Here is a 21775-nt window from a genome sequence, read left to right as displayed (position 1 = left end):
CATCAAATCAAATAAAAACACAATCATGAACCAAAAACACACCACTTTATCCAAACTACTCCCTGTACTGGTGCTTGTTCCAGCCTTGGCGCACGCCGAGCCATCATCGCCTGACTCACCAGATCATGCGCTGGCGTGTGAAAGCCAGATTACCCTGCCTGCTGGGCATCATTTCGTGCACCAGACAGAGGATTGTCAATACAACGAAAACCTTGCCGTCATCAAAAAAGGCAGTCTGTACGGCTATGCCAATGCCGAGGGTAAGGTCGTCATTGAGCCGCAGTTTGACTTTGCTGACAGCTTTGATGATGGTCTGGCACTCATCAAACAAGACGGCAAATACGGCTTCATCAACCCCAAAGGCACGCTTGTCATCAAGCCCAAATTTGACGATGCGTGGGGCTTTTGGGAGGGTCGTGCCAAGATCAAACAAGACGGCAAATACGGTTTCATCGACAAAAAAGGCAAAGTCGTCATCGCCGCCCGCTACCCAAACACAGGAGACTGGTTTGAAAATGGCTTGGTGCGTGTGCAAATTGATGGCAAATGGGGCTATCTTAACAAAGACGGAAAAACCATCGTTGCACCCACCTTTGACACCGCAGAGGATTTTTCTGAGGGCTTAGCGTCCATTGGCATCAAAGGAAGTGACGGCTACAAATACGGTCACATCAATCCCAAAGGCGAGCTGATTATCCCAGCCATCTATGACGCACCCGCCAACTTCATCGACGGTCTTGCCTTTGTCATCAAAGACAGCCGAGCATACTACATCGACAAGACAGGCAAAGAAACCACTCTTAAACATTAAGCATACAAAATAAAACATGGCCGGCATTGCCACCAAGCCTTTTATTTGTTACAATGCTCACATATTGGGGATGTTCTGGCTTCGACGCTGGTAATGAAACTCAATAGTGCATGTCAAGAGTGGTAATCTCTTGTAAATACAGTACCACTTAAAATAGTCGCAAACGACGAAACTTACGCACTAGCAGCCTAAGGGCTGCTTGGGTCGGCACAGATTGCCTTTGGTCTGGTTGCTCACCCCGATGCGAACGCACAAAGGATAGCATCTGTTAGCGTTGCGATGACAGGTGCGAACTCTTAGCAAATCGTCCAATCCATCCTGACTGTCGGATCGGTGCGGATTAAAGCCAAAGACAGATTCTAAGCATGTAGAGCTATGGGCGTAGTGCTGGCGGACGCGGGTTCAACTCCCGCCATCTCCACCAAGTTTATTTTTTACATAAAATCAATCACTTAGCGTGGTTGATTTTTTATTTAAGTCTAAAATATGGATACGATCAGCCAGTGGGTGCTTGCCATCATGGACAAATTGGGTCTGCTTGGCGTTGGCTTGATGATGTTTTTGGAAAATGTGTTTCCACCCATCCCTAGCGAACTCATCATGCCTGCCGCAGGTTTTGCCGCCGCCATGGGTCAGATGAACATCATCGCCGTCATCATTGCAGGCACGCTAGGCTCGGTGCTTGGGGCGTTGCCTTTGTATTATTTTGGCACCGTGCTTGACGAAAAACGCCTATACAGTCTGGCTGAAAAATACGGCAAATATGTCCTAGTCAAGCCATCAGACATCACCAATGCCCAAGCATGGTTTCACAAATACGGCAAATCGGTCGTGTTTTTTGGACGCATGATTCCTGCCATTCGCTCGCTCATCTCCATTCCTGCTGGCATGGCTCGTATGCCAATGTTGCCGTTTTTGACCTTGACTGCCATCGGTTCGGCAATCTGGACAACCCTACTGGCGTATGCAGGTTATGTACTTGGAGCAAACTACGAGATGGTGGAGAGTTTCATCTCGCCCATCAGCAAAATCGTGGTTGTCGTCGTGCTTGTCGTCGCTGCCATCATCGCCATCACCCGCATCAAAAGCGTATTTTTTGACAAAGCAAATAATCATTAAAATCGCAAGACAAAGCCAAAAAATTTTGCTATAATAGACAGATTGGAGACGTGGCTGAGTGGTCGAAAGCGCACGCCTGGAAAGTGTGTATACGTTAATAGCGTATCGAGGGTTCGAATCCCTCCGTCTCCGCCAAACTACATTTTTTACGGTAGAATCCCCTTTTGATACACTCATCAAAAGGGGATTTTTCATGATAAAGCAAGTGCAATTACTTAGCCAAACACCTTATCAGCCGCCGCCTTAAAGCGTGCAATCGTCGCCTCAACATCGGTCAGCTTGTCCAGACCAAACAGCCCAATGCGAAAGCTCTGATAGCCAGCAGGCTCGCCAACTTGCAGCGGCGTACCAGCAGCGATTTGCAGTCCTTGCTCAGCAAATGCCACGCCCTTATGCACCGCCTCACTGGGTGCATGGCAAACCACCACGCCTCTTGCCTGATAGTCTGGGTGTGCCACGCTTTGAATGCCTTTGTCGTTTAGCACTGCCAAAATACCCTCGCCAAGTTTGATTTGGGCGGTTTTTAGGGCATCATAGCCAATTTGTTTTGCCTCAAACAGTGCATCTCTTAGCTGTCTTAGTCCGTCCGTTGGCATGGTCGCATAATACGCATGACCGCCATTTTCATAAGCCGTCATGATGTTTAGCCATGATTTTAAGTCCAGTGAAAAACTACTTGGTACGCTTGACAGCACCACTTCACGAGCCTTTTCATTCATCATCACAAGACCTGCACACGGCGTGCTTGACAGTCCCTTTTGCGGTGCAGAAATCAGCACATCAACGCCAAGCGCTTTCATGTCCAGCCATATGCAGCCAGACGCAATGCAATCAATCACAAGCAGTCCGCCCACCTCATGTACCGCCTCGCCCAATGCCTTGATGTACGCATCGGTAAGCATCATGCCAGACGCCGTCTCCACATGGGGAGCGAACACCACCTGAGGTTTTTTATCACGAATGAACGCCACCACTTCATCAATCTTTGCTGGGGCGAACACCGCCTTGTCATCGCCTGTATGGCTGGCACAAAAAACCTCACTGGATTTTGCCACGCCTGTAACTTCCAAAATCTGCGTCCAACGGTAGCTAAACCAACCATTTCTGATGATGACACAGTCTTTGTCATAAGCAAAAGCACGAGCCACCGCCTCCATGCCTGCCGTACCTGAACCTGGCACGATGGCGACCGCATCCGCTTGGTACAAAGATTTTAATTCGCCAGACAAATCACGCATGACCTGCTGAAAAACTTGCGACATATGATTCAACGCACGGTCTGTATAAACCACCGAATATTCAAGCAATCCATCAGGATCAATGTCATTTCTTAATGCAGGCACAATTTTCTCCTTAAATTATCCATTTGCCTGCCTTGCAATTTACCAATCTTACCAACAAAAATCAACCATCAAATCAAGCAAATGCTCAATTTGCCTTATTTTTTATCAATTTTGCAAAAAAAAATCTGTATGACTACAATCATTAAAAACTCCACTTAAGTCATTTAAAAAGCCATCCAGTCATTTAAGCCATCAAAACCGCTCGCATTCAAAACAAAAAGACGAGCCAACGCTCGCCTTTATGGCATACTAAAAAAAACCAAAATTAAGCATATAAGAGCAAAATCTACATCACTGCGCCTGCTTTGCCTCACGCTCATCGATTTCACTCATCGGCACGGCAGGTGTAAATTGCTCACCACTGACATCGGTACCACGAGCGGCGTGTTCTTGCTTTAAAGATTTGGCAACCTCTGGCGGCATATAGTTTTCATCATGCTTTGCCAGCACCTCAGACGCCACAAACACACCATCTTGCAGCTCGCCTGTCGCCACGATGCCAGAGTTTTCAGCGAACAAGTCAGGCAATACGCCACGATAAGTCACAGGCACCACCGCTTTATAATCAGTGATTTGGAACTGCACATTCAGCTGATCGCTTGGGTCTCGCTTGACCGAGCCTGCCACCACCATACCGCCTGCACGAATGCGCTTGGATTCTGGTGCCTGCCCCTGAGAGATGGCGGTCGGATCAAAATAATAATCCGTCTGCTGACGAATGGCGTATAAAATCAGCCCGACCGCAATCACTGCCCCCACCAGCATGGCGATGACCCACATGAGCTTTTTTTGTCTGACATTATTCATGGTTAATTCTGCTATCAGTTTGGTATTATTAGGTAGATTGTAAGATGTGGGTGATGATTAAAATTTCAACCATCTTTGCCAGTTAAGCCGTTATCGGCACCCAGTGCTTGTCTTTGCTTATTGGTCAAGCGAGTGGGCTGAGCGCCCGCCTGACGACGCAGCCGATCGATCGTGGCTTTACGCTCTTTTTTTGCATAAACGATGAGCGCCAATAAAGCAAAAAAACTGATGCCATAGCACGCCCACACGAACGCCCCATGCCCCTGCATCTGCACGAAATCTTGAAAACTTGAAAAATATGGCGTCATCGCTTGCTGCCCTTATGGTTTGGGTTGGCTGGCTGATTGAGTAATTTTTGTACCCAAGATTTATTATGATCACGAGCCAAAATCAAAGAATTGGTGCGATAGATGGCAAGTGCCGCCACCAAAAAATACATACCAAGCAGCATCACAAGTAGTGGCAGCCACATACTGGCGGACATTTTTGGTGCATTGGTGACCGTAAAAGTCGCCCCTTGGTGCAGCGTATTCCACCACTCCACCGAATATTTGATGATGGGTAAATTGACCACGCCGACGATGGATAAAATCGCTGCTGCCTTGCCGCGGTTTTGGCTGTGTTCAAAGGCGGCAAACAGCGCCATCACCCCCACATACAAAAACGCCAAAATCAGCATACTCGTCAGGCGAGCATCCCACACCCAATAAGTGCCCCAAGTCGGTCTTGCCCAAATCGACCCTGTGATCAAACTCAGCACACAAAAAATAAAACCAATCGGTGCGATGGCTTGGGCGACGATGTTGGCGGTTTTGATTTTCCATACCAAGAAAATCACCCCAAGCACCGCCAAGGCAAAATAAATGCTCATGGCAAGGCTGGCAGCTGGCACATGGATAAAGATGATGCGATAGCTGTTGCCTTGCAAATAATCAGGCGGCGCAAAACCCAGGCCCCACACCGTGCCAAGCGTCAATAATACCGCCGAGATGGCAGCAAGCCACTTCACCCACGGGGAGAAAATATGGAAAAATCGCTCCGTACCAACCGTCGTCAAGAAACCCTGCCAAAGACGGTCAAAAAAACCTGCTTGCTTGGTTGAAGGGGAAATTTTATCAGGCATGGTCATGATCGCATCAAAAAATTATTGGCAAAATACAAAAATACTGGCTCATACATCGGCTAAATTATAGCATGACTTCATGATTTGGGAAACACATAGACGCAAAACAAAGCACACTTATCACAAAAAAACCTTGTAAAATCACTCATTTAACCGCATAATAATCTAAAAACCCTTTTTATTATTCATCTTCGTTTTAAAGGCAAAAATCATGACCATCTTTAAAAACACCAAAAAACCACTGTCTTTGGCACTACTTGGGCTTGGCACACTTGGACTGTCCGCCTGCTCGCCTGCACCAACACAGCCCCAGACAGCCCCACAGACCGCCGAACAAAGCTTGGCGGATGCTGAGCGTGAGCTTGCTGAGGCTCAGGCTCGCTTGGCTGCCGCCCAAGCCAAAGCTGAGGCTGCTACCATCAATGACACCGCCGCACAGCTTGAAGCTCAGGCGACAGAAGTAATCCCTGAGGGTCAAGAAGCCCTGCCAGCTGATGGCGCACAAGCGGATGACGGCATGGGTGTCGGTGGCGCACTCTTGGCAGGTGCGGCAGCGGGTGCGGCAGCAGGCTACCTTGCCAATAAAGCAGGCAATGCCCGAGTGGCAGATGCATCCAAGACCGCACAAGCCCCTGCCACCACGCAGCAGCCAGCAGCGAACAATAATGCCGCCCAATCAGTACAAAGCGGACAGGCAGCAGGACAGCGTCAAAGCGCCGCCCAAAGCACCCAAAACTACCAAAGCAGCCAAGCCCAAAACGCTCAGCAAGCCACGCCACGCAGAGGCTTTGGCAGCACTGGCAAGCGCTCAGGTGGCGGTCGTTCGTGAGACGAGAACATTTCATTTCAAGCCATGACTGGCAAAGTGATCTTGCACGCCTAGGCTTTGATTATCAGGGCATTGATCCTAAGTTTTGGCAGACGCATTGGCAAAATGACGCCTACTACGCCTTTGATGAGCGTCAGATTGACACGCTGGCGGAGGCGACCAAAGAGCTGCACCAGATGTATTTTGCCGCCGCACGCCATGTCATCAAAACAGGCGATTATACTCGCCTTGGCATTGATGATGCGTCCGCACATCTGATTGAGAGCAGTTTTCACCCTGACACGCCCACACTCTACGGTCGTTTTGATCTTTGGTATGATGGCAAAGATGCGCCCAAGCTGTATGAATACAACGCCGACACACCCACGCTCATCTTAGAAAGCGGTGCGGCACAGCGGCAATGGCTACGCACACAAAACCTGAACGCCAAACAATTTAATAGCATTCATGAGCGGCTTTTGCTTGAATTTAAAGCCCTAAAATCACCCCACCCCTTGTACTTTACCGCCATGAGCGATGAAAGCGAGGATGTCATCGCCACACGCCATCTGCAAGACATCGCCAAGCAAGCAGGTCTTAGCACCCACTTCATTGACATTAGTGACATCGGTCATCATGACGCACAAGGGGTGTTTGTGGATTTGTATGACGAGCCGATCGAGCAGCTGTTCAAACTCTACCCTTGGGAGTGGCTCGTCCAAGACGACTTTGGGCAGTATCTTGCCAGTAGTCGCACGACTTTCATTGAGCCTGCCTATAAGCTTTTGTTTGGCAATAAAGCCATGCTGTGCATGCTGTGGGAGCTGTTTCCCAACCACCCCAATCTTTTGCCCGCCCATTTTTCACCTGACACGCTGGGCGACCACTTTGTCAAAAAGCCTTTTTTCTCCCGCCAAGGCTTAAACATCACCTTGCACACGCCACAAGGCGAGACGCAGACCGCTGGTGGCTATGGACATGAAGGCTTTGTGTATCAACAAGCCAAGCTCGCCCCAAGCTTTACAGACGCACAAGGCGAGCGTGTGTATGCCGTCCTCAGCAGCTGGATCATCGGGCATGGCACGGCTGGTATTGGCATTCGTGAAAGTCATGGCGCCATCACAGGTGATGATGGCGTTTTTGTGCCGCATGTTTTTTATTAAAACCAAAAACCCATCGTCATTTGGCGAGCTGTTTTTTGAGCTTCATGGCAAGCCAAATCAGCACAAGCAGCCCAATCACCACCACGACTGCCGCCGCCACAGGCGCAAAGATTGACAGCACTGACAGCCCAATCGCTGTGCCAGTCTCCGCCAATCCGATGGCGGGGTTTGCCGTACCTGCGGTGGTGGCGGTCGAGACAGCACGAGTGGCAGCAGAAGTGGTCTTGACAGCAGTTGCCGCACCACCACCTGCCACGATGGCAAGCGCCCAAGTCATCGCGGGACTTAGCTCTGTAAGGCTTGATGCCATGACAATCGTGCCTGCAAGCCCCGCCAAAGGTACAGCAATGGCGTCCAAAAAGTTATCCACGATCGGTACCAAATAGCTGACCGACTCCACCAAGCTTGCCACACCCAAAATCACAAGCGCCGTCGTGCTGCCCAGCCACTGCCAATTCTCACCAAGCGGCAACACACCAAAATGCGCCGCCAAAGACATGGCAAACAGCGGAACAAACACACGAAAGCCCGTACTTGCCGCCAAGCCCACGCCCAAGCAGATGCCCAATAAAATCTCAAAATTCATTCAAACCTCTTTTGTTAAAGCCAAAGCCATATTTATCTAAAAACACAGTCGCCATCGTTTCTTGTTCTTGGATGGCTGTTTGTCAGTTTTTGCATTGATGGGTGTATTATAAACTCATTTCCAAATCTTTTCTTGATATGTCAAATAAAAAAACAGCCCAAACATTGAGCTGTTTTTAGTGATTGCCTTAAAGGTAGAGCATTCAATAAAAGCTTAGAAAGGCTTAAATTAAAAAGGAATGTCATCATCCGCCACTGCCGATGACGCTGGCTTAGCGGCGGGCGGTGCATCTGACTTGGCGGCAGGCGGTGCACCAAAGGCGTTGGTGTTATTCTGTGGCATGTTGTTTTGAGCTGGGCTTGATGGTGCAGATGATGCTTGATTTTGCCCTGCAAAGCCGTTTTGGAATTGGGCGTTTGGATTGCCTTGATTAAAACCGCCTTGGTTGCCAAAATTCTGATTGGCTTGACCTTGATTGAAACCACCTTGATTATAATCATTGTTATAATTTTGGTTAAAATTACGGTTTTGATTATTGCCCCATTGCTGGTTATTTTGGTTTTGATAACCACCATTGCCACCAAAACCACCGCCATTATTATAGCCTTGATTACCACCAAAGCCGCCTTGCTCATTATTAGAGCTCAGCATACGCATTTCTGACGCACGAATCTCAGTGCTATAACGCTCCACGCCCTGCTGGTCGGTGTATTTACGAGTTTGCAGACTGCCTTCGATGTACACCATGCTGCCCTTGCGCAGATATTGAGCGGCGATCTCGCCCAAACGATTAAACAGGCTGATGCGGTGCCATTCGGTTTGCTCCTTGCGCTCGCCTGTGTTTTTGTCCGTCCAGCGTTCTGAGGTCGCCACAGAAATGTTGGTCACGCCGCCACCATTTTGAAAAGAACGCACTTCAGGGTCATTACCCAGACGACCCACGATGATCACTTTATTCACACTACTCATAAGATACTCGTCATTTTTCCAAAATTATTTTCACTCTAACACAGACCACTCTTGTTATCACACTAAGCCTGTATGCTTACTTTAACGAAAAATCATAAAAAATGCCAGACTTTTTTGCAAATTTCACACCAAAAAGGCAGATTTCTCAAAACAACTGCCGCCCACCCCCACCCCCATCATTGATAAAATCGCCACTAACAAGGTATAATAACCCTAGTATACCTAAGTATAATAACCCAAACTAAGCCATCAAAAGGTTTGTCATGAATCCCTATGCCAATCATCAGCCACTGCATTTTAGTGGCGTCCGCTTTGACGAAACACTCATCAAAAAATACAACCAGCAAGCCCCACGCTACACTTCCTACCCCACCGCCCTTGAATTTATGCCCATCAAAGACGGTGCTGAGCGACAAATCTTAAACGAACAAGACCCAAACACACCCCTTTCACTGTATTTTCATGTGCCATTTTGCCGTCATCTGTGCTACTACTGTGGCTGCAATAAAATCATTACCAAGAAAAACAGCGATGCAGGCGACTATCTTGAATACCTTATCCAAGAAGTTCGCCACAAAAAATCACTCATCAAAGGCGACCGCTTGGTCAAACAGCTACATCTGGGCGGTGGCACACCCACTTTTTTTAGCGATGATGAGCTGACAAGGCTGTGGCAATTTTTACAAAGCGAGTTTGAATTTGCCAAAGATGGCGATTATTCCATAGAAATTGACCCCAGAGAACTTAGGGAAAATACGCTGGATGTGCTTAGACAGCTGGGGTTTAACCGCCTAAGTTTTGGCGTGCAGGATTTGGCAGAAAAAGTGCAAATCGCCGTCAATCGCATTCAGCCAGAACAGCTGATCCGCCAAGTGATGATGAAGGCTCGGCAACTTGGTTTTGAGTCCATCAATATTGACCTTATTTATGGACTGCCCCATCAGACGGTGGCGAGCATGGCGGACACGGTGGCACGCATCATTGACATAAGTCCTGATCGCCTGTCTATTTTTAATTATGCACATCTGCCAGAGCGATTCGCTGCCCAAAGACGCATTCGTGATGAAGACTTGCCAAGCCCCGCTGACAAACTCACCATGTTTGGTAATACCATCAACGCCCTAGCGGACGCAGGCTATCAATACATTGGCATTGACCATTTTGCTCGCCCTGATGATGCCATGGCGATCGCCCAAAGACAAGGCAAACTACACCGCAACTTTCAAGGCTACGCAACGCTTGGCGAGTGCGATCTGCTTGGTTTTGGCGTATCCTCCATCAGCCAAATCAATCGCCACATTCTACAAAATCACACAGACCTAAACGCATACAAACAGCACATTCAAAGCGAACAACTGCCCGCCGTCAAGCACATCACCGCCCACCCCAAAGATGAGATTCGCCGTCATGTGATTATGAATCTTTTATGCCATGACCGCCTTGATTTTCATGAAGTCAGTCAACGCTTTGGCATTGACGCAAACAGTTATTTTCAAAACGAGTTGGCACGCCTTCATGAGATGGCAGCAGACGGACTGGTGTCAATCAGCGACACAGGCGTAGAGATTTTACCAAAGGGGAGAATCTTGGGTCGTAGTGTGGCGATGGTATTTGACGAGTATCTCACCCAAAAACACGCAGGCAGATTTTCCAAAGTGATTTAAGTTAGGCGATTTAAGTTAAGGTAAGTTAAGACAATTTAGGTCTTGTACGGGCGAAACATTTTTCGCCCCTACCATTATGGCAAATTTTGTAAATTTTTAAATAATGGACATACACCCAATACCAAAAAAAAGCTCATGAATCACATCATGAGCTTTTTATCATCTTGCCATCAGGTTATTTTTTCGCCCTTCTTTTTAATGACGCAAAAATCCCTTCATGCTCAAATTTTGGCACTTTTAAGGTCATGGTATTGGACAAAATGTCATGTGCCGCCAAGCCCCGACGATTGAACCAACAAAACACATAATTAAACACCAACCCAAAAAACGCACTCATCAGCACCGCCAAGCGTGAGCCATTCACAAACGCCCCCACCAATGCACACAAAAGTGGCAACAGACACGCACTGATGATGCGCTTAAAGCTATCGCCCCATGTCAAAAGATGCCCCGTGCTCGTCACCGTCTTAAGCCGCCAAGTCTGCATACCCAAAGTCTGCCCAGACTTTCGCCAAAACACGCCATAAAAACCCACCAAAGTCAGCACAAAGGCAGGGGTCATCACGCCATTTTGATACCATGCAGGCAGCTCTTTGGCGTCCGCCACATCCGTCCCCACATCGATAAACATCAGCGTCCCCACGACCGACAATACCGCTCCCATCAAAAACAACATCGCCAAAATCAGCATGCCATCATACAGCATGGTCATCAAGCGAGTGATGGGACTGGCGATGACGATGGTATCATCACTGACGGTAGCCTTAGACGGGCGTGGTGCTGGGCGGTGTTTGGCAGATTTGGTCATGATTGATTTGGTCATGGTTGATTTGATTGTGGTTGGTATTGGCTAAAAATTTGACCTATTTTAGCATGAAATGGCAAATTTGGCATGAAATCGCTGAAAATTCGCCATCATCTCAAAAATCGTTTTGGCAATGGTGTTGAAAATCAAACTTAGAGTGAACGGTAAATTTTAAATAAAAAAAATCATCAAAACCGCTTGGATTTTGATGACTTTTTGAAATATGGCGCACCCGGAGAGATTCGAACTCCCGACCCCTTAGTTCGTAGCCAAGTGCTCTATCCAACTGAGCTACGGGTGCGGATTTTATCAAGTTTTTAGCGATGCTTGCTGCTGTCTTGATGGTGGGCTATTATACTAGAAAATTTCAGTATGTCAAGCACTTTTTTTATTTATTTTTAAAATTTTCTTTAAAAATAAATGGCGGTGACGGAGGGATTCGAACCCTCGATACAGTTTCCCGTATGCATCCTTAGCAGGGATGTGGTTTCAGCCACTCACCCACGTCACCGTTTTACAAACGCTGTGATAAATCACATCATGTTGTGGGCGACAATTATAGCAAAGTTTTTATCTTTTGCAAGTCATTTTTTTAAAAAAGCGAAAATTTTTGGGAAATTTATGCAAAGCTTGGCAAGATTTGTTATGATAATCAAAAATTTTCACCCTTTTTATCATCGATTTTCATCAAGCATCATAAGGATTTTGACAATGACAAACCCCACCATGCGCCCGACCGTGCTTTGCTTTTCAGGGCTTGACCCCTCAGGCGGGGCAGGCTTGCAGGCAGACATCGAGTCCATCGGGGCGGCAGGTGCGCACGCTGCGGTGGCGTGTACTGCCATCACGGTGCAAGACTCTCAGCAGGTGTTTGGCTTTGAGCCAGTATCAAGTGAGCTTTTAAGAGCACAGGGCTTAGCCGTGCTGAATGATTTGCCTGTCAAAGCCATCAAATCTGGTATGCTTGGCACGGTTGAAAACATCGCCATGATGAGCGAGCTGTTTGACGATGGCAGCATCGCACACGGCACGCCCTTTGTGCTGGACCCTGTCTTGGTGGCAAACTCTGGCGGCAGTCTTGGCGACAAAGACACGCTGGTAAAAGCCTTTGCACGGCTTTTGCCTCACGCCACACTCATCACGCCAAACACGCACGAACTTCGAGCATTGGCAGGGCTTGATGACTTGCACGACTGCGCCAAAGCCTTGAATGACAAAGGCGTCAAGGCGGTATTGGTCAAGACCTCGCATGACTTTACCACAGGCGACATTGAGCAGTTTTTGTATGTCGATGGGCAAATCGTGCATACCAGTATCATTGAGCGGCTAGATGGCGAGTTTCACGGCTCTGGCTGCTCGCTTGCCAGTCATATCGCTGGGCGACTGGCACTGGGCGATGACTTGGTGAGCGCCATCAAGCACGCAGACGAGTGGATCATGCGCACCCTAAAAAATGCCGATGTACCACACCCGGACAAGCCCACAGCACAGCTGATCCCTAAGCGCTTTTTATAAATATAAAAAAGGGCTGATCGACATCAGCCCTTCATCTCATCAAAATTTAGACTTGAGAATTGACAATAGCAAAACGCCTTTGTCATTCATAAGCATCAGGCGTCACTGCTGTGAACTTCTGGACGATACGCCACTTCCAGCAAGCGAATGAACCGCCCTTCCACATCCACCACCGTGATGTGCCAGTCGCCAATCTGCACCGTCTCACCCTCCAAGTGACTGACCGCACCCAACGCCTGCATGACCAGCCCGCCCATCGTATCGACATCTGCGTCATCAAACTCAGAGCCGATGGTCTCGTTGCAGTCACTGATGAGCGTCGCCGCTTGAATGAGCCACACACCGTCTTTATTGGGGTGAGCGATGATGTGATTGATGGTGCTATCTTCATCGATGTCGTCATGCTCATCGACGATGTCACCGACGATCTCTTCAAGCAAATCTTCCATCGTCACAATGCCAGACACCGAACCAAATTCGTCCAATACCACCGCCATATGCACTTGGGCTTTTTGTAGCAGCCTTAGCAGCGTGTCCGAGCGTGCAGATTCATTGATGTACAGCGGTTTTCGGACGATGTCTTTTAGGACAAATGGCGCATCCACACCCTCTGCATGCTTAGCAAAAATCGGAATCAAATCTTTGGCAAGCAAAATACCGATGATGGCATTGTCATCATGACTGTCAAACACAGGATAACGAGAATGCTCCGTTTCTAGCAGTACGGACAAAATGTCCGCAATACCATCATCACTGCTGATGGCGGCAAGCTGTGGGCGTGGTGTCATGATCTCACGCACCTGCGTGGCAGGCAAATCCAGCACGCCTTCGAGCATATCCACCGTGTCAGGCTCTAAAAATTGGCGAGATTCTTGCACCAATTTTAACAAATCATCTCGTGTTTCAGGGGCGGTAGAAAGCCAGCGTTTTAGACCTCGCCTCCAACTCCCCGACGAACTGTCATCAGACATCACAAAAATCCTCAGTATTGACTTGTGTTGATAAAAATTTTGAAAATATTGGTTTAATTTAGCGGATTTGTGCAGATTATTCAAGCGTTATTTTGCCAAAATTCCCCAAAGCATCAAATCTTCACCCAACGAATGATTCGCTCTTCAATGTCATCGTCATCAAAACCGCTCTCAGACACACAGCGACCACGCACGCCTACTTTTGCCATCTGTGCATCGTGCCGATTTTGCCCTGCAAGCAAATAATGCCAATGTGGCAAACCTTGCCCCAAATGTAGGCGTTTATAGGCACAGTGGCGTGGCAACCACATCATGTCCGCCACCATATCCGCCGTCAGACGAATGCAGTCTGGCACATATTGCTTGCGATTGGTATAGTTTGAACAATGTCCTGTGGCACAGTCCAAAAGTTTGCACGCCACATCGGTGTATTCGGTAAATTTTGGATCGTCATCGTCCAAGAATTTCACCAAACAGCACACGCCACAGCCATCACAAAGCGCTTCCCATTCTGTGTCATTAAGCTGATTTAGCGGATATTTTTCCCAAAAACGCTCACGCAGCGCATCCAAGCGGTCGTCCTGCATTACCATCAGCTTGGTGTCTTTACTGGCGCATTTGCCAAAATCTGTGTCAATACTTGCCAGTAAGTCTCCACACTGCCAATATGCACCATCTCATCAGGTGAGTGGGCATTTTTGATGGTAGGGCCGATGGAGACGATGTCCATGTCTGGGTGGCTTTGCTTGATCAGACCGCATTCTAGACCTGCATGAATGACTTTGATGGCAGGCTCATGCCCCAAAACTTGGGCGTATAATTGACGAGTCAAAGGCGTGATTATAGAATTTTCATCAGGATTCCAGCCCACATAGCTGCCTGTAAATTCTGCTCTCGCCCCTGACAATGCCGCTAGGCTGTCAATCTGCTCACACACCGCCTCTTTGCCAGACTCCACCAGCGAGCGAATCAATAGATTGGCATGCAAGCCATCCTCTTTTAAAGTCACCACACCAAAAGACAGCGAAGTCTCAACCGTATCTGCCGCCACATCGCTGTAACGCACCACACCACTTGGCAAGGCATTTAACAGATGAATGATGCGCACAGTATCGCCATCGCTCAATGCGTGTTCGGCTTTGGTGGCGGGCGTGATGATGCAGTGCAGTTTTGGCTCGGCTTTATTGATTTCCTGCTGCACGATGTCAAAGGCAGATTGCAGTGCAGTCGCAAGCTCATCTTGCACCGCCACATCGCACGCCAAAGCCACGACCGCCTCTCTGGGAATGGCATTTCGTAAAGTGCCTGCCGTCAAATCGACGATGGCAAATTTGCCTTGAAATTTGGGTAAAATATGCGTCAAAATGCGTGCAAGGATTTTGATGGCATTGCCACGATTTTTATGAATGTCCAAGCCAGAATGACCGCCTTTTAAACCCTTGACGGTCAAAGTCAAGCCGCCATCAAAGGCTGTCTTGGACATCTGACAAGGCAAGTACACATTGGCATCAATACCGCCTGCACAGCCGACATACACCTCGCCAATCTCTTCGGTGTCGGTGTTGATCATCAGCCGAGAAGTCAGCTCGCCTGCCTGCAAGCCAAACACCCCCACCATGCCCGTCTCTTCGGTCATGGTCAGTAGCACTTCAAGCTCTGGGTGCGCCAAATCCTCAGATTCTAACACCGCAAGACAGCTTGCCATGCCAATGCCATTATCCGCCCCCAAAGTCGTGCCAGTCGCCATCAGCCAGTCGCTATCGTTAGGATTTAAACGCAAAACAAGCGGATCTGTCGCAAAATCATGCACCGTCTCGGCATTTGCCTGCGGTACCATGTCCAAATGCGCCTGCAAAGCAATCGGCTCACGACTCTCCATGCCTTTGGTGGCAGGCTTTTTGATGATGACATTACCCACCGCATCACGGCGAGCGGACAGGCCTTGCCCCACCGCCCACGCCACAATGTCAGTCGCCAAAGTCTCTTCATGATGGCTGGGGTGTGGCGTACTGGCAATCTTGGCAAACCATCGCCACAACAGGCTTGGCCTACAATGCTGTACAACGGTCAGATTATTCTGATAAGCGCTTTCATTATTCATCTTAATTCTCCATTTCGTTCTCAGGCTGTGATGAGCCATTTTATCACATTTAAGCACAAATCTCATTGTCCAAGTCCGCAAAGCCGCCCAAATGCCAAAATTTTTGTGATACAATCACACATCGCTTTTATGAGACTTGTCATGACCACGCCCACCCTACCTAAAATCATCTTTTTTGACATTGACGACACGCTGTACATCAAATTTGAAAATCGCATCCCAGACAGCACCAAGCTCGCCCTACACCAACTCAAAGCCAAAGGCATCATCGTTGCCATCGCCACAGGTCGTGGCATTTGTGTGTTTCCGCCGTGCGTGCGTGAGCTTGTGGCAGAAGTTGGTATTGATGTTTTTGTTACCATCAACGGACAATACAACGAATACCGTGGCTCGCCTTTGGTGGATTTTCCGCTCACGCCTGCCCAAATTCGCCACACCACTGATTATCTCACCAAAGAAAACATCGCTTATGGCTACATGACCCGAGACGAAATCATCGGCTTTCATGAAACACCACCGATGACGCACGCCCTAAACAGCCTGCACATTCCTTATCGCATTGCTGATGAATTTGACATGAATACGCCTGTGTACCAGATTTTGGCGTTTTATGAAAACAACAAAACCGCCAATTTGGAGCTTGGCGAAAACCTAAAAACCGTTCGCTGGCACATCTCTGGCGTGGATATTTTGGACAAAGACGGCTCAAAAGCTCGTGGCATTCGTGCGGTGCTGGACAAATTGGGCTTGACGATGGCGGACGCATGGGCGTTTGGCGATGGGCTAAATGACATTGAAATGCTCTCATCGGTGGGCTTTGGCGTGGCGATGGGCAATGCTCACGATGACCTAAAAGCGGTGGCGGATTATGTTTGTCCTAGCCATAAAGATGATGGGATATTCAGGGGCTTGCAGATGCTTGGAGTGATTTAAAATTGCCCTCACTCACGACCATGTTCACCACAAGGTGCGTATTACACACCCTTTTACGCACCCTTTGCTATTAAAATTTTCAATACAATATCATTAGCACTAAACAATTATTTTTTGATAAATAATTAAAAATGTTTTAAATAATTGCAAGCAGTTTCTGATTTGTTTTCACACGCTTTTTGATACCAGTATTTTCCCTGTTTGTCACTTTGAGTAACACCTTGCCCCTTTAAATAACGATTACCTAAATATAATTGAGCGGTTGGGTTATTTTGTTCGGCAGATTTTTGATACCAATATACTGCTTTTTCATAATCCACAGGTACACCATCACCTTGATAATAAATAACACCCAAATTAAGTTGAGCATAATCATAACCTTGATTGGCGGATTGTTCAAGCCAATAACGAGACTTTTCAAAATCTCGCTCCACGCCATTGCCTTGATGATAAAATTCACCCATTAAATATTGAGATTTAGCAATGCCTTGTTCAGCAGATTTTTCACACCAATAAATTCTGGCTTCACTCATATCGTGATGTTTTTGCATTTGATGAGTTATGTCGCATAAAAAGGCTTGGGCATCTTTATCGCCTTGTTCGGCTTTAATTTGTATTTCGTGGTCGCTCCCATCGCCATAGCCCATTACTTTATAAGCTGGATTAGCAAATGAAATACAGCCATATAAACTTGCAAACATAAATACCGTTATTTTTGCCAATAAACGACTTTTAATTTGATTAAACATTGTATTTTTCCTTATTAAAATAGGAATAATCTTTTAAAATTATTCCTATTATAAAAATTATCTCATCGTAACAAACTCTTCAGAGCCTGTTGGGTGAATGGCAACGGTATTATCAAAATCACGCTTTGTCGCCCCCATTTTTATCGCCACCGCAAAGCCCTGAATCATCTCATCAACCCCAAAGCCCACACCATGCAGACCCACGACTTTTTCGTCATCGCCCACGCAGACAAGTTTCATGCGACATGGCTCACGATGAGCGGTGATTGCCGAATACATCGGCGTAAAGTTGGATTTATAAACTTTAACCGCCTCCGCTCCATATTCGTCAGTCGCCTCTTGCTCGGTCAGTCCCACCGTGCCAATCGGCGGATGACTGAACACCACCGTAGCGACATTACTATAATCCAAATGCTCGTCCGTCTTGCCATTAAACAGGCGCTCAGAGAGCCTGCGACCTGCCGCCACCGCCACAGGGGTCAGCTCAATACCGTTTTCAATGATGTCGCCCACCGCATAAATGCCTGCCACATTGGTGTTTTGGAATTTATCAACGATGATTTGCCCTTTGCTGTTGGTCGCCACGCCTGCCTTGTCTAGGTTAATGACATCAGTCGCTGGCACTCGCCCTGTCGCCCAAATCAAGCACTCCACACTCAAAGTCTCGCCATTATCCAAATGCACCGTCAAGCCATTGCCCACTTTTTCAATCTTGGTGGGATTTACGCCTTTATGAAAATGCACGCCATCATTAACCATGACATCAGCGAGCGTCTCGACAATGTCTTTATCAAAACTCTTTAAAATACCGCTTCGTGCGCACAAATGCGTCTCGACCCCAAAGGCGTTCATCACGCCTGCAATCTCAACACCAATATACCCCCCGCCGATGATGACGACCGATTTTGGTAATTTGGTCAGCTCAAAAAATCCGTCCGAATCAATGCCAAGCTCCGCCCCTTCAATGCTCGGACGCTGTGGGCGACCGCCTGTGGCGATGAGAATGTGGTCGGCGGTAATGGTTTCTTTATCACCATTTTCATAGCTCACTTCCACCGAATTTTTATCCAAAAATTTGGCAAAGCCGTTGATGAGCGTGACGCCATTTTTTTCAAAGGTGTTTTTATAAGATTGATGAATGCGTCCGATGTAGGCTTGGCGATTTTCCACCAGTTTGGCAAAATCAAACGCCTTCACATCAAGCTCATAGCCATAATCAGGGGCATAATGATGAATGGCGGTCGCCATGTTCGCCCCATACCACAGCACTTTTTTTGGCACACAGCCGACATTGACACAAGTGCCGCCCACTTGCTTGGCTTCAATGACGGCGACTTTTTTGCCGTACATGGCGGCACGGTTTGCCGATGCGATACCGCCTGAACCACCGCCGATGGTGATGTAATCAAAGTGTTTGGCCATGGTAAATTCCTTAGTTTTAACTTAATTGCAAAACAAAACCAACCGAATGAAAGTTATCACCAATGATGTGATGTCGTGGTCATGTGGGGTGGGCAAAACCTGCCATTTTATGTGCAAGACATTGAATTTTTTGGGTTTCACCTTGCGCAACCCAACCTTGTATCTCACCACCAAGACTAGCTATCTTGGTGATGGCATGGTAGATTATACCATCACCCTAAGTTACTTGGTAGTTTCTACCCAACCTGAGTACTTTGATGCTGTCTCGTAGATTAAACCCAAGTAGCTTTCTTATCATCGTACAATCTGAATGGTATCCAAGCGCTTGATTGATTTTCAATCATGACGCTGAATGAACAAGGCTAGATGACAATGACTTATTATGTTGGTATTGATGTTAGCAAGCACAAGCTGGATGTGGCTTGGCTTAAAGAGTTAAGTACAATGAAAGTCAAAACCAAAGTCTTTAATAATCACTTTGATGACTTTGAACACATCATTCATTGGCTTAAAACCAATCTTGGTGCAAGTGTCAGCTTTAACGACATTCATCTTATTATGGAAGCCACAGGGGTATATCACGAACCTTTGGCGTATTATTTACACGATTTAGGCTTTAAAGTCTCTATCATCAATCCTGCCTTTGTCAAACACTATGCGGACAGTTTAGGCGTAAGACAAAAGACAGATAAAAAAGACAGTATTGTCCTTGCCAGATATGGCAGAGCCACCCACCCTGATGCTTGGATTGCCCCAAGTATTGAAGCTCGTCATTTAAAGTCTTTGCTTTCTCGTCTTGATGCTCTAAATGAAGACTTACAGCGAGAAGAAAACCGCAAAGAAAAAGCAGAAGTGGCAGACACAACCCCCATTGTTAAACAATCCATTGACGAGATGATTGTGGCATTAAAATTGGCAATCAGCAAATTAAACGATGACATTGACACTCATATCAACAACCACCCCAAACTTAAAGAAGAGCAAACACTCTTACAAAGCATCAAAGGAGTGGGACAGGTGGTGTCAAGACAAATGCTTAGTTTGTTTAATACCAAACAATTTAACAATGCCAAACAAGTCTCTGCTTTTTTAGGGTTGATTCCCAAACAACAAGAATCAGGATTGTTTAAAGGCAGATCAAGACTTGCCAAAACAGGCAATGCTCAATTAAGAGCTAAGCTGTATATGGCAGCAGTCGTTGCCACCAAGTACAATCCAGACATTAAAGACCAATACGAACGCTTACAACAAAATGGCAAATGCAAAATGCAAGCTTTATGTGCTTGTATGCGTAAATTGGTGCAAATCTGCTTTGGTGTGATCAAACACCAAACTCCCTACACCCCACAAGTTAGGATAGATAATATGGCTTGACAAGGGGTGGGGAGAGATGGTATCTACAAATCCACACAATCGCACGATTTTACGATAACTTAACCGCTCATTTGGGATATTTTGTGATATGGCTATCATTGTACCATAAAAACAAAACCGCCTTGCAAACAAAGCGGTTTTGTTTTGTTAAATCCTGTTTTTATCAAAACAGTACACGCACACGGATGGTCTCAGGCACGGCACGCAGACGAGCCATCGCCTTGTCAGAATCATTGTCATCGACATCCATCACCAGATAGCCGACATCGCCTTTGGTCATGAGCGACTGTGCGGCAATGTTAATGCCAGCGTCGGCAAAAGATGCGTTGATTTGCGACAGCACGCCCGGGACATTTTTGTGAATGTGTAGCAGGCGGTGTGTGCCTTCGGTGAATGGGATTGAGACATTCGGGAAATTGACCGCACTTGTCGTGTCGCCTTGGTCAGAATAACGCACGAATTTTTCGGCAACTTCTAAGCCGATATTTGCCTGTGCTTCTTGTGTTGAGCCACCCACATGCGGGGTCAAGATGACATTGTCAAAGGCACGAAGCGGCGAGATGAATTCTTCGTCGGCTGATTTTGGCTCTTTTGGGAACACATCAATCGCCGCACCCAGCAATTTACCGCTTTCAAGCGCCGCTGCCAATGCGTCAATATCCACACAGCCACCACGAGCGGCATTGATAAAGAACGCACCATCTTTCATTTTGTCAAATTCGTTCTTAGTCATCATATTGCGAGTGCTTGGCAAATCAGGCACATGCAGCGTTACGACATCAGCTTTGGCAAGCAGCTCATCAAGGCTGCCCACTTGCACCGCATTACCCAGCGGCAGCTTGGTGATGGCATCATGATAAATGACCTTCATGCCCAAGCTCTCGGCCAGCACCGACAGCTGTGAGCCGATAGAGCCATAGCCTACGATACCCAGCGTCTTGCCACGCACTTCATAGCTGTCTTTGGCAGATTTGTTCCAGCCGCCACGATGCACGACTGCATTTTTCTCAGGCACACCACGCATCAGCATGATGGTCTCAGCCAACACCAATTCTGCCACCGAGCGAGTGTTTGAATATGGTGCATTAAATACAGGAATACCCAGTTCAAGTGCAGCGTCCAGATCCACTTGGTTAGTACCGATGCAAAAACAACCGATAGCAATCAACTTTTCGGCAGATTCAAGCACTTTGCGAGTCAGCTGTGTGCGTGAGCGAATGCCGATAAAATGAGCGTCTTTAATCTTCTCGATGAGCTCATCTTCATCAAGTGCAGTCTTGATGTACTCAATGTTGGTATAGCCCGCTTCGTTCAATACTTTTAGGGCGTTATCATGCACACCTTCTAAAAGCAGAAAGCGAATCTTGTCTTTTTTGAGCGATAAAGTCATAAAAAATTCTCACATAATAAAGGGCAAAGCAAAAATATAGTTATACACCGATTGCACAGATTTTGCAACACATCGGACACAAAAATTTAGCCAAAACTTCTCTATTTGCAGCAAAACCTAGC

The 21775-nt window shown here is 47.2% G+C and carries 22 protein-coding genes, 3 tRNA genes and 1 other RNA gene; 11 read left to right on the top strand and 15 right to left on the bottom strand.

What is annotated here, in order from left to right; genetic code table 11:
* Window positions 1-25: 25 nt before the first annotated feature.
* The 4 genes from LU290_RS01340 to LU290_RS01325 all read left to right on the top strand — a co-directional run bounded on the left by LU290_RS01340 (window position 26) and on the right by LU290_RS01325 (window position 2065).
* Window positions 26-811 (top strand): WG repeat-containing protein, encoded by a 786-nt coding sequence (locus LU290_RS01340; protein ID WP_277808781.1) that lies wholly within the window; start codon window positions 26-28, stop codon window positions 809-811.
* Between the two features lie 66 nt (window positions 812-877).
* Window positions 878-1235, top strand: a transfer-messenger RNA (tmRNA) gene (ssrA, locus tag LU290_RS01335).
* 62 nt (window positions 1236-1297) lie between these two features.
* Window positions 1298-1930, top strand: coding sequence for a DedA family protein (locus tag LU290_RS01330; protein WP_277808780.1), 633 nt, complete (start codon window positions 1298-1300; stop codon window positions 1928-1930).
* Between the two features lie 44 nt (window positions 1931-1974).
* Window positions 1975-2065 (top strand) — tRNA-Ser (locus LU290_RS01325).
* A gap of 80 nt (window positions 2066-2145) precedes the next feature.
* Here the strand turns inward: LU290_RS01325 and LU290_RS01320 are convergent.
* From LU290_RS01320 to LU290_RS01305, 4 genes are all read right to left on the bottom strand, one after another.
* The gene (locus LU290_RS01320; protein ID WP_277808779.1) at window positions 2146-3273 is read right to left on the bottom strand and encodes an aminotransferase class V-fold PLP-dependent enzyme; all 1128 of its coding nucleotides are present in this window, start codon (window positions 3271-3273) and stop codon (window positions 2146-2148) included.
* A 291-nt stretch (window positions 3274-3564) separates the two neighbouring features.
* Complete coding sequence (ccmE, locus tag LU290_RS01315) at window positions 3565-4080, bottom strand: cytochrome c maturation protein CcmE (protein WP_277808778.1); 516 nt, start codon at window positions 4078-4080, stop codon at window positions 3565-3567.
* 65 nt (window positions 4081-4145) lie between these two features.
* A complete protein-coding gene (gene ccmD, locus LU290_RS01310) occupies window positions 4146-4388 on the bottom strand; it encodes a heme exporter protein CcmD (RefSeq protein WP_277808777.1) in 243 nt (80 codons plus the stop codon).
* Complete coding sequence (locus tag LU290_RS01305; protein WP_370688537.1) at window positions 4385-5209, bottom strand: heme ABC transporter permease; 825 nt, start codon at window positions 5207-5209, stop codon at window positions 4385-4387. The genes ccmD and LU290_RS01305 overlap by 4 nt, the downstream gene beginning before the upstream one ends.
* A gap of 205 nt (window positions 5210-5414) precedes the next feature.
* On the opposite strand from LU290_RS01305, the gene LU290_RS01300 reads away from it, so the two are divergent.
* Both LU290_RS01300 and LU290_RS01295 read left to right on the top strand, forming a co-directional pair.
* Window positions 5415-6032 (top strand): hypothetical protein, encoded by a 618-nt coding sequence (locus LU290_RS01300; protein WP_277808776.1) that lies wholly within the window; start codon window positions 5415-5417, stop codon window positions 6030-6032.
* Window positions 6029-7174: a glutathionylspermidine synthase family protein gene (locus tag LU290_RS01295; RefSeq protein WP_277808775.1), complete on the top strand. Its 1146-nt coding sequence runs from the start codon at window positions 6029-6031 to the stop codon at window positions 7172-7174. The genes LU290_RS01300 and LU290_RS01295 overlap by 4 nt, the downstream gene beginning before the upstream one ends.
* 16 nt (window positions 7175-7190) lie before the next feature.
* Here the strand turns inward: LU290_RS01295 and LU290_RS01290 are convergent, their stop codons facing one another.
* Complete coding sequence (locus tag LU290_RS01290) at window positions 7191-7760, bottom strand: DUF4126 domain-containing protein (protein ID WP_277808774.1); 570 nt, start codon at window positions 7758-7760, stop codon at window positions 7191-7193.
* Between the two features lie 228 nt (window positions 7761-7988).
* Window positions 7989-8729 carry a single-stranded DNA-binding protein gene (locus tag LU290_RS01285; protein ID WP_277808773.1) on the bottom strand — a complete coding sequence of 247 codons (741 nt, stop codon included), beginning with the start codon at window positions 8727-8729 and terminating at the stop codon, window positions 7989-7991.
* Between the two features lie 263 nt (window positions 8730-8992).
* Here LU290_RS01285 and hemN point away from each other — a divergent pair, with 263 nt between their 5' ends.
* Window positions 8993-10393, top strand: coding sequence for an oxygen-independent coproporphyrinogen III oxidase (gene hemN / locus LU290_RS01280; protein ID WP_277808772.1), 1401 nt, complete (start codon window positions 8993-8995; stop codon window positions 10391-10393).
* Window positions 10394-10568: 175 nt separating this feature from the next.
* Here the strand turns inward: hemN and LU290_RS01275 are convergent, their stop codons facing one another.
* The 3 genes from LU290_RS01275 to LU290_RS01265 all read right to left on the bottom strand — a co-directional run bounded on the left by LU290_RS01275 (window position 10569) and on the right by LU290_RS01265 (window position 11709).
* Window positions 10569-11216: an RDD family protein gene (locus LU290_RS01275; RefSeq protein ID WP_277808771.1), complete on the bottom strand. Its 648-nt coding sequence runs from the start codon at window positions 11214-11216 to the stop codon at window positions 10569-10571.
* Between the two features lie 206 nt (window positions 11217-11422).
* Window positions 11423-11499: transfer RNA gene (locus tag LU290_RS01270), tRNA-Arg, on the bottom strand.
* 120 nt (window positions 11500-11619) lie between these two features.
* A tRNA-Ser gene (locus tag LU290_RS01265) sits at window positions 11620-11709 on the bottom strand.
* 215 nt (window positions 11710-11924) lie between these two features.
* On the opposite strand from LU290_RS01265, the gene LU290_RS01260 reads away from it, so the two are divergent.
* The gene (locus LU290_RS01260; protein ID WP_277809526.1) at window positions 11925-12713 is read left to right on the top strand and encodes a hydroxymethylpyrimidine/phosphomethylpyrimidine kinase; all 789 of its coding nucleotides are present in this window, start codon (window positions 11925-11927) and stop codon (window positions 12711-12713) included.
* A gap of 95 nt (window positions 12714-12808) precedes the next feature.
* Here the strand turns inward: LU290_RS01260 and LU290_RS01255 are convergent, their stop codons facing one another.
* From LU290_RS01255 to LU290_RS01245, 3 genes are all read right to left on the bottom strand, one after another.
* A complete protein-coding gene (locus LU290_RS01255) occupies window positions 12809-13684 on the bottom strand; it encodes a CBS domain-containing protein (protein WP_277808770.1) in 876 nt (291 codons plus the stop codon).
* 113 nt (window positions 13685-13797) lie between these two features.
* Window positions 13798-14271, bottom strand: a complete 474-nt coding sequence (locus LU290_RS01250) for a YcgN family cysteine cluster protein (RefSeq protein ID WP_277808769.1) — start codon at window positions 14269-14271, stop codon at window positions 13798-13800.
* Window positions 14272-14276: 5 nt separating this feature from the next.
* Entirely contained in the window at window positions 14277-15785 is a 1509-nt protein-coding gene (locus LU290_RS01245) for an aminoacyl-histidine dipeptidase (protein WP_277808768.1), read from the bottom strand.
* Between the two features lie 141 nt (window positions 15786-15926).
* Between LU290_RS01245 and LU290_RS01240 the strand changes: the two genes are divergently transcribed.
* Window positions 15927-16718, top strand: a complete 792-nt coding sequence (locus LU290_RS01240) for a Cof-type HAD-IIB family hydrolase (RefSeq protein ID WP_277808767.1) — start codon at window positions 15927-15929, stop codon at window positions 16716-16718.
* Between the two features lie 125 nt (window positions 16719-16843).
* Here the strand turns inward: LU290_RS01240 and LU290_RS01235 are convergent, their stop codons facing one another.
* Together LU290_RS01235 and gorA are read right to left on the bottom strand one after the other, a co-directional pair.
* Window positions 16844-17467, bottom strand: coding sequence for a tetratricopeptide repeat protein (locus LU290_RS01235; protein WP_277808766.1), 624 nt, complete (start codon window positions 17465-17467; stop codon window positions 16844-16846).
* A gap of 57 nt (window positions 17468-17524) precedes the next feature.
* Complete coding sequence (gene gorA, locus LU290_RS01230) at window positions 17525-18889, bottom strand: glutathione-disulfide reductase (RefSeq protein ID WP_277808765.1); 1365 nt, start codon at window positions 18887-18889, stop codon at window positions 17525-17527.
* Window positions 18890-18935: 46 nt separating this feature from the next.
* Between gorA and LU290_RS01225 the strand changes: the two genes are divergently transcribed.
* Both LU290_RS01225 and LU290_RS01220 read left to right on the top strand, forming a co-directional pair.
* Window positions 18936-19160, top strand: a complete 225-nt coding sequence (locus LU290_RS01225) for a hypothetical protein (RefSeq protein WP_277808764.1) — start codon at window positions 18936-18938, stop codon at window positions 19158-19160.
* 101 nt (window positions 19161-19261) lie between these two features.
* Window positions 19262-20263, top strand: coding sequence for an IS110 family RNA-guided transposase (locus tag LU290_RS01220; RefSeq protein WP_277807698.1), 1002 nt, complete (start codon window positions 19262-19264; stop codon window positions 20261-20263).
* Between the two features lie 163 nt (window positions 20264-20426).
* Here the strand turns inward: LU290_RS01220 and serA are convergent, their stop codons facing one another.
* Window positions 20427-21653, bottom strand: a complete 1227-nt coding sequence (gene serA / locus LU290_RS01215; RefSeq protein ID WP_277808763.1) for a phosphoglycerate dehydrogenase — start codon at window positions 21651-21653, stop codon at window positions 20427-20429.
* Window positions 21654-21775 lie beyond the last annotated feature (122 nt).

It is taken from the genome of Moraxella nasibovis (assembly GCF_029581575.1).
Classification (GTDB): Bacteria; Pseudomonadota; Gammaproteobacteria; order Pseudomonadales; family Moraxellaceae; genus Moraxella; species Moraxella nasibovis.
Note: the sequence above shows the minus strand (reverse complement) of the source record. Positions and strands in the feature narration are given on the sequence as shown.